The following is a 12,364-nucleotide window of genomic DNA, read 5'->3' on the forward strand; positions in this document are numbered from 1 at the left end:
TCCTCAGCTGTACAGCGGATCTGGTTTAGACGCATCAATAGAAAGCTCTTCTCTCCAGCTTTCCAGCTCATCGGCAGACAGAGTGCCCTCTTTCATCAGCTCATAACCTGCGGCCCAGGCGATGTGCTGCCAGTCGACTTCAAAGAAGCGACGCAGGGCGTCACGGGTGTCACTACGACCAAAGCCGTCGGTACCTAACACCTGATAGCTGCGACCCGCCGGGATGTAAGGACGGATCTGATCCGAGTAGGCTTTCATGTGGTCGGTTGCAGAAATCAGCGGACCTTCGCTCTGTTTCAGCTGAGAGGTCACATACGGCTCAGGTGTGCGCTGTCCTGCGGACAGCAGAGCTTCACGTTCGCAGGCCATACCGTCACGGCGCAACTCGTTATACGAGGTCACTGACCAGACGCTGGCAGCGATACCTTTTTCGTTAAGCCATTCGGCCGCTTTTTCAACCTGACGAAGAATAGAGCCTGACCCCATCAACTGTACTGGTTTGTCGGTGCCAGCCGACTCACGCAAGCGATAAATACCGCGGCGTATGCCTTCTTCAACACCTTCCGGCATGACTGGGTGTGGGTAGTTCTCATTCAGAGAGGTGATGTAGTAGAAGACTTTCTCTTTCTTCTCGTACATGCGCTTCAGACCATCCTGAACGATCACTGCCATCTCATAGGCATAGGTCGGATCGTAAGAGATACAGTTCGGAATGGTCGACGCCAATAAGTGACTGTGGCCATCCTGATGCTGCAGACCTTCACCGTTCAGTGTTGTGCGTCCGGAGGTAGCACCAATCAGGAAGCCCTGACACTGCATATCGCCAGCCGCCCAGGCAAAGTCGCCGATTCGCTGGAAGCCAAACATCGAGTAGTAAATGTAGAAAGGAATCATAGCCAGGCCGTTAGTGCTGTATGAGCTGCCTGCAGCCATCCAGGCCGAAAATGCACCGGCCTCGTTGATGCCTTCTTCAAGAATGCGGCCTTTCTTATCTTCGCGGTAGTACATGACCTGCCCCTGATCGACTGGCTCATAGAGCTGGCCTTCAGATGAGTAAATCCCCATCTGGCGGAACATGCCTTCCATACCAAACGTGCGCGCCTCATCCGGCACGATAGGAACAACGCGTTCGCCCATGTTCTTGTCTTTCACCACCTGTGACAGGATCCGCACAAACGCCATGGTCGTTGAAATTTCACGTTCTCCAGTACCATCAAGCTGGGCCTGGAAGAACGACAAGTCAGGCGCAGTAAGGCCCTGCCAGTTTTCAGTACGTACCGGCAGGCTGCCGCCCAGTTTCTCACGTTGCTTACGCATGTAAGTCATTTCAGGGCTGTCAGCAGGCGGACGATAGAACGGCAGGTGCTCCAGGTCTTCGTCACGTATAGGAATACCGAAACGATCCCGGAAGGCTTTCAGGCTATCGATATCCAGTTTCTTAACCTGGTGCGCCTGATTCTGACCTTCGGCTTCGCCACCCATGCCATACCCTTTTACGGTATGAGCCAGAATTACCGTGGGCTGCCCTTTGTGATTCACGGCTTCGTGATACGCCGCGAATACCTTGTACGGGTCATGTCCGCCACGGTTAAGTTTAAAGATGTCCTCATCGCTGAGGTCTTTAATCAGATCTTTCAGCTCAGGATACTTTTCGAAGAAATGCTCACGCGTATACTTACCGCCTTTGGCCTTGTAGTTCTGATATTCACCATCAACGGTTTCGTCCATGCGTTTCTGAAGGAGGCCTTTACGGTCTTTCGCTAACAAAGGATCCCAATGGCGACCCCAGACGACTTTAATAACGTTCCAGCCAGCTCCACGGAACTGACTCTCCAACTCCTGAATAATCTTACCGTTACCCCTGACCGGGCCGTCGAGGCGCTGCAGATTGCAGTTAATAACGAAGATCAGGTTTTCGAGCTTTTCGCGCCCGGCAAGACCGATGGCGCCCAGAGTCTCAGGCTCATCACACTCGCCGTCACCGAGAAACGCCCAGACTTTACGACCTTTACGCGGCACGAGTCCTCGCGCAGACAGATAACGCATAAAGTGCGCCTGATAGATCGCCTGTAACGGTCCAAGGCCCATCGAAACCGTAGGGAACTGCCAGTAGTCTGGCATCAGTTTCGGATGAGGGTACGATGACAGTCCCGGGGCCAGTGCTTCCTGTCGGAATCGTTCAAGATCGTGTTCGTCGAACCGCCCCTCAAGATAACTGCGCGCATAAATGCCCGGTGATACGTGACCCTGGTAATAAATCAGATCGCCCAGCGGCGATTGCTCGCTGTCAGCATTTGGAGCACGGAAGAAGTGATTGAATCCCACATCGTACAGCGTCGCACTGGAGGCAAAACTGGAAATATGGCCACCAAGATCACCCGCGCCTTCTTTATTTGCTCGCAGTACCATCGCCAACGCATTCCAACGCACCAAAGAGCGGATACGTCGTTCCATGAAAAGGTCACCCGGCATCGGCGCTTCTTTTTCAGGTGGGATAGTGTTGCGATACGGGGTATTCAGGGCATACGGGAGTGGCATCCCGTCCCTGGTGGCCCTTTCGGCGATACGTTCAATTAAGAAGTGGGCTCTGTCTAACCCTTCAGCTCGAATAACGGAGTGGATTGCATCCACCCATTCTTTGGTTTCCTGAGGATCTGCATCGTTCGTGTAGACCTGATCATCCATTCGCTAGGCTCCTGACCTTGGGCATGTGCTGCTTTCAGTATAGATAAAGTCTGGGAAAACACTCACTCGGGGCCGCAAAGAAATTCGAGGCTGGTCGCAAAACTCCGAACCAGCCCCCAATCATTTCCACAAATGTTGCTGCTCCCGTCACAAAGGTGACTATTTTGTCATTTAAGACTTTCACGCAAATATTGAGACACCGATATGTCCGTAGGGTTTCATCCTGCCCATTGACTCTTTTTGTCCGGATTGATGAGCCCATTTTTACCAGTGTCCCTAAGCGACACTCCGAACAACCTATTCCTCATAAGATCTAGAGTTGAATGTATGGAATTAGTTCAAAAGCTTCGCGCCAGAATCACGAGCGGCGGAGGATTTCCCAGTACTGAGTCAGTGTATTGGTGAACGACTATCGGTGCGTGAGCACGCCTGACTGATCCGAAATTGACGTGGCAAAATTGGCCTTGAGCTGTTCTAGCTCCTGAGGACGGTCAAACAGATAGCCCTGCATCAGGTTACAACCGTGAATTTTCAGAAAATCACGCTGAGCTTCGGTTTCTACACCCTCTGCACACAGTTCTATCCCCAGACGCTTGGCCATCTCAATAATGGTTAAAACCAATGCATCATCGCGGGCTGTAAGGCCAATATTCTCAACAAACTGCTTATCAATTTTGATCAGATCGATAGGAATACGAGTCAGGTAACTGAGCGACGAATACCCTGTGCCGAAGTCGTCTAATGCGACGCGACAACCAAGTTCGCTGATGTCATTGAAGAATCGATTCGCCATCTCAAGATTATCGAGATATGCATGCTCCGTCACTTCGAACTCGATCAGTTCAGGACGAACGGCATAAGTTTCAAAGGTACTGCGGATAAAATCAGAAAACTGGTAGCGTTTGAGGTCGTAAGCCGACAGGTTAAGAGAGACCAATATAGGAACAGGAAGGTCCTGAAAGTAATCCGCAACGTCGCGGCAGACACGCTCAACAACCCAGTCGGTCAGCGCAGAAATCTTGCCTGAGCGTTCAGCAATAGGAACAAAATCTGATGGCGACACTCTGCCAAGCGTTTGGCTGTTCCAACGCACCAGTGCCTCAACACCTCGGGGTTCACCATCGCTGCTGACCTTAGGTTGATAACAGATGTAAAACTCGCCGCGCTCCAGGCCCGGCTCAATGGCATTGGCAATGTCAATTTTACGCTGATGCTCAATGAGCATATGTTCCTGGAAGAAGCAGTACTGAGACTTACCCTCTTTTTTGGCAACGTACATAGCGACATCGGCATTACGTATCGTGTCCTGCGTATCAAAACCGCCTTCGGACGCCCGCGCAATACCGACGCTGGCGCTGATCCGGACCTCCCATGAATCAATCAGAAAAGTTGTTCTCAGGCCACTGACAATGTCTTCAGCCATACTCTCCGGGTGATCAGGAGAGGTTCGACACAAAACAAGGAATTCATCACCGCCATGACGACTGACAACGTCTTCTCTCGGGATGTACGATTTCAGCCTCTCCGCAACCTCAACCAGCAGTTTGTCACCGACCTCGTGGCCCAGCGTATCGTTGACCTCTTTAAAACCGTCCAGATCGACGAACATGACTACCAGGTCGCCTTCCCCGCTATCTCGCAATTCACGTAATGAAGCATCGAGAATGCCCATAAAGCTCTGTCGATTAAGCAGATGCGTCAGGCTGTCGTAGTTCGCCAGGTATTCCATTTCTTCCCGGCGCTGTTCCAGAAGTTCGACGTACTCCTGATTAATGTCGGACTCAACACGGATCGCATCCATCATATTGTTGATATCCTGCGTTAACGACGACACCTCGTACTTACCGTATACAGGGATCTTGAGTCGATAGTCTTTAGTCTCCTGAACTTTTCGGGCAAATTCAGATAACTGAGTCAAAGGCCACAACCAACGACTAGCCTGTACATAGAACAGACCCACCATGATCAGGATCACAGCAATCGCGACAGGAAGAATGCGTAATGCCAGGCTGATAGTGCTCGAAAGCAGCGGCCCTTCAAGGTCAACGATCAGGGCCAGATGCCCCATCACCAAAGGTGGCTCGCCGATACGTCTGACAGCAATCAGACGTCCGTCGTCGCGTAGTACCCCGGACTCGAAAAACTTCCAGTCCGTGAAATCAACGGGGAAATCACCCTGGCTCTCAAGCATGGCCTGGCCAGCATACAGTTCAAGTACGTTCCACTGCGGGTCAAAGATGGCGGCACCAACCACATTTTCGTAAGGCTCAAGGCTCAGCAGATAACGCTTCAAGTCGAAAAAATGATCCGACTTGCTGAGAATCCCAACCAGGTCGCTGGCCATGTTGTCGGAGAGTGCACGGAGATCGCTTTCAACGTAACGGGTGTAGAGCTCCCTGTGCTCGCGCAGGGCAGAATAAAATACAGAAGTGGCGACCAGTGCAATCGAGATAAGACTCAATAGCATCACCGCCGTTCTGATACTTCTAATCAGCATGTAGCTCTCTCTGTTCCCTGACGTCGTAAATTTTTTATACCTGCCATCAGATCATAGTTCACTATAAGTTCAATGTCTGGCCGTTAAGGAATGATATTTATCCTTCTCAGCCCACCACTTATATGACATATTAGGCCAAACTGTCTGAAGTGGGACATCCCGCAAGCTGTATGGGCAGAATTGATTACTATACTCCTGCAACAGAGCCGACATTGAGTACTCTGGCGCAACTTGGAGCAACCATATAATGATAAAAATACCGGGTGTTGCTGCCGTTGTATCTGCCCTCCTTCTGGGTGCAGAGGCATGCTATGCAGAAAAACTGACCGACAATCTGGAAATCTCGGGCTTTGCCCGCGTCATTGGCGGCTACCTCAGCCACAGCAGCCGACGTTTCGATGGCTATACCAATGAAGTATCTCTGGATGAGCAATCACTGTTAGCGGTTCAGCCATCCTATTCCTTCAACGATAAGCTGTCCGTTTCGAGCCAGTTCGTCGCACATACCGGTGACGATCGTGACAGCGGACTGGAATGGGCTTACCTGAGTTATCAGCCAAGCAGCGCCTGGCACTTCAGGGCAGGGAAACTACGTACACCGTTTTTTATATACAGCGACGGTTACGACGTTGGCTACAGCTACCCGTGGGTAACCGCACCTGTTCAGGTTTACAACAATTACCTGTTCTCTAATTTTAATGGCGCCAGTGCCAGTTATTACCATTCAGGCAACTCTCTGGCACTCAACCTCGAAGCTTACTACGGATACTACGAAGGCGACTTGTTCCTTGCCGGCTCAAAAGTAGACGTTGAGACAGAAGTTGAAGACCTGGCGGGTATCGTCGCTACGATTAGTCGCAATAACCTGTCTTTACGCATGTCATACCATCAGGCGCGCAACACGACTGAGATTCCGAATGTATCTGAGCTGCGCTCACAACTGTATGCCCTCGGCTACAACGACAGTGCCAAAAGTCTGGAATCTTCCGGTAATGTATACGCTCTGCAGACGTCTCTCAGCTACGACACGTTAAATTCATTCTATAAAGCAGAGTGGGTCAACATAGTCACTGGGTACGAAATTGCTCCTGAGATCACGGGTTACTACCTGATGGCGGGCCGGGTTATTAACGACTGGACACTGCACGCGACATACAGCCGCAGCGAATACAGTGCAGTCAAAATGTCGAACGAGCTGCCGATACCCCCGACCGGAAACCCGCAGCAAGATATGTTATCAACGGCCTACTACCAGGTATTTGCCAGCACACCGAATGGCAACCTGGATAGCTACACCCTGGGAACACGTTGGGACTTTCGGATGAATATGGCACTGAAAGCAGAAATAACTCTGCTTGAAGAGTCACGAAGCCGCAGCGGTTTCTTTATGAGCCCAGCAAATGACTCCACTGAAAATGCCTACCTCTACCAAGTGGCGTGGGAGTGGATCTTCTGATGAGACTCATACTTAGCTCTTTACTGGCGCTGACCTTATTGTTTGCACCAGGGGCATTTGCTGCCTTCGCCAGTGAACGCATCATTATCGTGACGCATTCCGATAATACCGGCGTGCGATTATCCCGTGAACAGATACGTAACCTGTTTATGGGGGCCTCTGTGGGTCGTGATCTGCAGCCTGTTGCCCTACCTCCCGGCAATCGTACACGCAGTCTGTTTAACATAAAGATCGTCGGCCTTTCTGACTCACGGGTTCAGTCTTATTGGGCTCAGATGAAGTTTACTGGTCGCCGCCCGCCGCCTCAGATAGTCAATTCTGAGAAGGCGATGGTTCAGTATCTTCTTGATACGCCAGACAGCATTGGCTACCTCACTGCGGACACAGACCTACCGGAAGATCTGATCGTTATTTATGCCACCGACTGACCGGTAGGCGTACGCCGACCAAGACAAAATACTGAACTAAGAAAGGGCCTGCGAGGCCCTTTTTTCTTCTGTCTTTTGTGCTCTGTCGTATCGACTCCTTGAACACTGTTTTTATATACAGTACTGTATATAAAAACATTCATAGGAGAGAGAGGTATGCCAGAGACACAATCACATTCGTCATCCGGTCCGAGTTACCCTCTCGACCTGGCTCTGAACAAAGGGCTGGTATGGCAGGCGGCTCAGCAACCCTGTAGCAGTGCCAGAGTCATCTCCTCTGGGTATCCGCAGCTGAACCGTGAACTCCCACAAGGGGGCTGGCAAGCTGGCCAGGTCTGCGAGATTTACCCTCATAGGTACGGCTCCGGTGATATGCATATTCTGCTACCCGTGCTGGCGACATTAAGTCATCAACAGCAGTGGATCATGATGGTAGCTCCTCCTGCTATTCCCTACGCGCCAGCCCTGACAATGGCAGGAATAGATACCCGACGACTGTTGATGGTCCACCCCAAAGATCGTAAAGAAGCACTCTGGTGCGTCGAAGAAGGGCTTCGGTCTGGTCACTGCAGCGCCGTCATGGGATGGCTGCCTGAATCGGACCCTAACAGCATTCGCAGGATTCAACTGGCCTGCGAAGCAAGTAAGAACTTCTGCTGGCTATGGCCCGACGCCAAACACCAGAACAGCGCTTCAGCCGCACCATTGAGACTTCAGGTCACACGAATCTCAGCAGAACAGGCAAACCTGCGCTTTATTAAACGTCGGGGACGCTGGCCGGGTAATGCCTTTTCACTGTCACTGAACAGCGCAACCCGGACAGGTTAAGCCAATGAACGCCTGGCTCTATCTCTACTTTCCGGATATGTACCTGCACAGTCTGGTCCATGATTATCACAGCCCGGTTATTGTGATTACTCAGGATCAGCAGCGGGTCGTTCAGGTTTCAACTGCTGCAAGGCAATGCGGAATTCGGCCAGACATGCCTCTCGCCAGTGCGTTATTTCTGTGTCCGGAAGTTGTCTGCCATACCCTGAACAAGGAATACGCAGAGCAGTTACTGCAACAAAGGGCACTGTGGGCATATCGCTACTCTGCACAGATATTCCCGGACCCAGCGGACGGCTTATGGCTCGAAGCAGGGAGCATGCTGAGGCTGTTTGGTGGCATTGAAGCCTTCGCTAACACGCTCAAAGACGGCTGTCAGCAGCATCAGTGGCCACTGCAATATGGCTTAGGCCTGACGCCTGTTTCTGCGCGCTGGCAGGCACTCGCTGATATACAGACACTCTCTCTGAATACCGTACAACAACAGCATGCGCTACAGGCACTTCCTTTGGATAAATTGCATCTCAACGATGCACAGCTGCTGGCACTACAGCGACTGGGTATCCAGCGTCTGGGAGAGTTATTACAACTGCCACTCGCAGAAACTGGTCGTCGTATCTGTCCGCAGTTGATGCAACAACTGCAGCAACTACACGGACAACAAAAACCGCCCTCTAGTCTTTTTACTCCGCCGCTGAAATTCTCTGAGAAAGTCATTTTCAGTCATGATGCCGAGCACAGAAATGGGCTATTTTTTCCATTGGCTCGTCTGCTCGACAGCCTCTGTGGATTTCTCCACCACCATCAGCTTTCAGTCCGCTGGCTGGCCTTACGCCTGTTACACAGAGAACTTCCGGAAACCCGTTGGTTATTCAGCTTTGCCAACCATGAATACCGCTATGAAGAACTGTTACAACTGTGCCGTTATCAATTGGATAAACAGTCTCTGCGGGCCCCGGTCACTGAGCTTCAGCTTAGTGTCACCCAGTTCACTTCAAGACAGCATGAGCAGGCATCATGCCTTGCAACAGACGACCAGACGCCTCTGTCAGGCAGTCTGATTAACCGCTTACAAGCCAGGCTATCAGCCAGCCAGGTGTCGGTACTGCAAAGCACTGGAGACCCGCGACCAGAAGCTTCATGGCAAGCACAGCCCGCAGATGAAAGCGTAACAGACAGCCTGAGCCGAACCGGAGACTGGCCTATCTGGTTGCTGCCTGAGCCAGTTCCCTACCCGCCTCCCGCAGACATTATCCAAGGCCCTCTGCGCATCACCAGCGGCTGGTGGGATAGCCGGATGACGCGCCGGGATTATTATCAGGTCATGCAAGATGAACAATTGCTATGGGTATTCAGAGATGACCAGAAACGTTGGTTTCTGCATGGCTATTTTTCATAGGCTGACACTCCGTGACTACACCATATGCTGAGCTTCACTGTCTGAGTAACTTTACCTTTCTTCGGGGCGCTTCTCATCCCGAAGAATTAGTCCAGCAAGCCGCTGATCTTGGCTATCAGGCATTGGCTCTGACCGATGAATGCTCTTTCGCAGGCGTTGTGTGCGCCCACCGGGCCATTAAAGAAGAAAATCTGTCACTGAAGCTGATTATTGGTAGCGAATTTCGTCACGCCAGTGGCCTCTATATTGTGCTCGTTACCGGGCGCAAAGCGTACGCTGAACTCTCAACACTGATTACTCAATGCCGGCGTCAGGCAGAAAAAGGACATTATACGTTTACGCCCGCACAGCTCACTGATTTGCAACATTGTCTGTTGCTCTGGCAGCCAGCTGAACAAGAGATACTCTCTGAGTACGCAGCATTAATCCGACATTTTCATCAACGTCTGTGGCTATTGGGAGAGCGGACGCTGGATGAATTTGATGCCCATCACTATATCGGTATCGCCCGCTGGGCAGATACCCTCGACCTGCCTGTTGTCGCAGCGAGCAATGTACATATGCACCACCCGTCACGGCACAGCTTACAGGACTGCCTGACAGCTATACGTATGAACCAGCCAGTTCAGCAGATAAAGCATCACTTATATGCAAATGCCGAGCGTCACTTACGGTCACTTAAAAAATTATCACATCTTTATCCTGAACATTGGCTACAGGAAAGCGTCAGCGTCGCTAATAAATGCACATTTAATCTTGATGAAATTTCCTATCTTTACCCCACAGATTCAGTTCCTGATGGTCTGTGCGCCCGGGAATATCTCAAAACTCTGGTAGAAAAAGGCCAGACAATCCGCTTCCCTGAAGGTACCCCTGCTCATATCCAACAAACCATCGATAAAGAGCTTCGCCTGATCGCACAGAAAGAATACGAGCATTACTTTGTCACGCTCTACGATATCGTCCAGTTCGCCCGCTCAAAAAATATCATGTGTCAGGGACGTGGTTCCGCGGCCAATTCCGTGGTCTGTTATTGTTTATTTCTGACCGAAGTAAATCCGCAAGAGGTACAACTACTTTTTGAACGCTTTATTTCAGAAGAGCGCCACGAACCGCCAGATATTGATATTGATTTTGAAAGCCAGCGACGTGAAGAAGTTATTCAGTACATATATCAGAAATACGGGCGCGAGCGTGCTGCACTCGCAGCTACTGTCATCCGTTACCGTCCGCGTAGTGCTTTGCGTGATGTCGCAAAAGCACTGGGAGTCAATACTGCAGAGCAGGACCGTATTGTTGCCCGCTACGCTGGCCGCTATCACGGTCACGAATGGATGGATCATGTCTATCCAGACTCCGATCAAAGCCCTTTAACGCAACGCCTTCGTTCACTGACTCAAGAGATTCTGGGTTTTCCTCGCCACCTGTCACAGCATGTTGGTGGCTTTGTTATTGCCGAAGGTTGTCTGCATGAATTAGTTCCGGTCGAAAATGCCAGCATGAAAGAGCGCACGGTGATTCAGTGGGGTAAAGACGATCTGGAAACGCTTGGTCTGATGAAAGTGGATATTCTTGGCCTGGGCATGATGACAGCGATACGTCGTAGCCTGAATCATTTAGAAATGCAGATCAGTGACATTCCGCGGGAAGACCCGGCGACGTATAAAATGCTGCAGAAAGCAGATTCCGTGGGTGTCTTTCAGGTCGAAAGCCGAGCTCAGATGAATATGCTACCGCGCCTGAAGCCCGCCTGTTATTACGACCTGGTAGTCCAGGTTTCAATCGTACGCCCGGGCCCCATTCATGGTGATATGGTGCACCCTTATTTAAAGCGGCGTAACGGTCAGGAAGCCGCAGATTATCCTCTGCCTGAACTCAGACCTATTCTTGAACGCACCCACGGGGTTCCATTATTTCAGGAGCAAGTCATTGCCTTTGCCATGGTCGCCGCAGACTTTACTGCCTCTGAGGCCGATCAATTAAGACGCTCCATGGCCAGCTGGCGAAAGAAAGGCCAGATGCACAGGCTACAAAATCGTCTGCGTGAAAACATGCTTCAAAATGGATTTTCAGAAGCCTACATAGAGAGAATCCAGCGCCAGCTCGAAGGCTTTGGTGAATACGGTTTTCCAGAATCTCATGCCGCCAGTTTTGCTTTACTGGTTTATCTGACCGCCTGGTTGAAGTGCCATCACCCTGGCGTCTTTCTGGCGGCCCTACTCAACAGCCAACCTATGGGATTTTATAGCCCAGCACAGCTGATCAATGATGCGCGACACCATAAGGTTATGATTCACCCGGTCGATGTTAATCACAGCCACTGGGACCACGAAGCACTTCCTGATGGCTCAGTCAGACTTGGCCTTCGTCTGGTAAAAGGTATGAATCAGGATGCAGCGACGCGACTGTTAGCAGCGCGTCCGGAAGCAGGATACAAGAGCATTTCTGACTGCACCCAGGCTGCTCAGCTCAATCGCAAAGAGCGTGAGGCGCTGGCTTCTTCAGGTGCATTCGGTGCCCTCAGTGAGCATCGTTACCATGCACGCTGGCAAGCCGCTGAACCCGCTGCGGCATCTTATCAACCCGACCTTCTTGAGAACCTTTCACAAGCCACAGCCTGGGAGCTGGCAGCGCCAGATGAAGTCGATAATCTACTGGAAGATTATCAGAGTCTGGGCGTGACGCTTGGACGCCATCCGATGGAAGTCCTGCGTGAACAGGGTCTCTTAGGGAACAGTGTGACAGCAGAAGGTTTAAAACAACTGAAACACGGAGACGAAAGCTATATCAGCGGTATTGTCACGTGTCGCCAACGCCCCGGAACCTCAGCAGGCGTGACCTTTATTACGCTCGAAGATGAAACCGGTTGCTCGAATATTGTGGTCTGGCTGGCTACGGCAAAACGTCAGCTGGATACTTTGATTCATGCACGGTTACTACAGGTATACGGAAAAGTTGAGCAAGACCCCGAAAGCGGCATTACCCATATGATTGCATACCGGCTACTCGATCTGAGTGGTTCACTGGAGCGGCTGAAAGTACAGTCGCACGACTTCCACTGAGTGCTACGC

General features: G+C 51.2%; 7 protein-coding genes. 5 read left to right on the forward strand and 2 right to left on the reverse strand.

Translation table 11 applies throughout. The annotated features are described in order from the left end of the window. Positions 1–3: 3 nt before the first annotated feature. Both aceE and B3007_RS06190 read right to left on the reverse strand, forming a co-directional pair. On the reverse strand, positions 4–2,685 hold the full coding sequence (gene aceE, locus B3007_RS06185; RefSeq protein WP_068438447.1) for a pyruvate dehydrogenase (acetyl-transferring), homodimeric type: 2,682 nt from the start codon (positions 2,683–2,685) through the stop codon (positions 4–6). 409 nt (positions 2,686–3,094) lie between these two features. Then, positions 3,095–5,182, reverse strand: coding sequence for a putative bifunctional diguanylate cyclase/phosphodiesterase (locus tag B3007_RS06190; RefSeq protein WP_068438451.1), 2,088 nt, complete (start codon positions 5,180–5,182; stop codon positions 3,095–3,097). Positions 5,183–5,429: 247 nt separating this feature from the next. Here B3007_RS06190 and B3007_RS06195 point away from each other — a divergent pair, with 247 nt between their 5' ends. The 5 genes from B3007_RS06195 (at position 5,430) to B3007_RS06215 (ending at position 12,355) form a co-directional block, all read left to right on the forward strand. Further along, positions 5,430–6,638, forward strand: coding sequence for a hypothetical protein (locus tag B3007_RS06195; protein ID WP_068438455.1), 1,209 nt, complete (start codon positions 5,430–5,432; stop codon positions 6,636–6,638). Further along, the gene (locus B3007_RS06200) at positions 6,638–7,066 is read left to right on the forward strand and encodes a hypothetical protein (protein WP_068438459.1); all 429 of its coding nucleotides are present in this window, start codon (positions 6,638–6,640) and stop codon (positions 7,064–7,066) included. The genes B3007_RS06195 and B3007_RS06200 overlap by 1 nt, the downstream gene beginning before the upstream one ends. Before the next feature lie 156 nt (positions 7,067–7,222). Beyond that, positions 7,223–7,894: a translesion DNA synthesis-associated protein ImuA gene (gene imuA / locus B3007_RS06205; RefSeq protein WP_068438463.1), complete on the forward strand. Its 672-nt coding sequence runs from the start codon at positions 7,223–7,225 to the stop codon at positions 7,892–7,894. A 4-nt stretch (positions 7,895–7,898) separates the two neighbouring features. Further along, positions 7,899–9,293 carry a Y-family DNA polymerase gene (locus tag B3007_RS06210; RefSeq protein ID WP_301378031.1) on the forward strand — a complete coding sequence of 465 codons (1,395 nt, stop codon included), beginning with the start codon at positions 7,899–7,901 and terminating at the stop codon, positions 9,291–9,293. Between the two features lie 11 nt (positions 9,294–9,304). Beyond that, a complete protein-coding gene (locus B3007_RS06215; RefSeq protein ID WP_301378030.1) occupies positions 9,305–12,355 on the forward strand; it encodes an error-prone DNA polymerase in 3,051 nt (1,016 codons plus the stop codon). Positions 12,356–12,364: the final 9 nt, after the last annotated feature.

Origin of the sequence: Thalassolituus sp. UBA675 (assembly GCF_002297765.1) — a bacterium.
Classification (GTDB): Bacteria; Pseudomonadota; Gammaproteobacteria; order Pseudomonadales; family Oceanobacteraceae; genus Thalassolituus.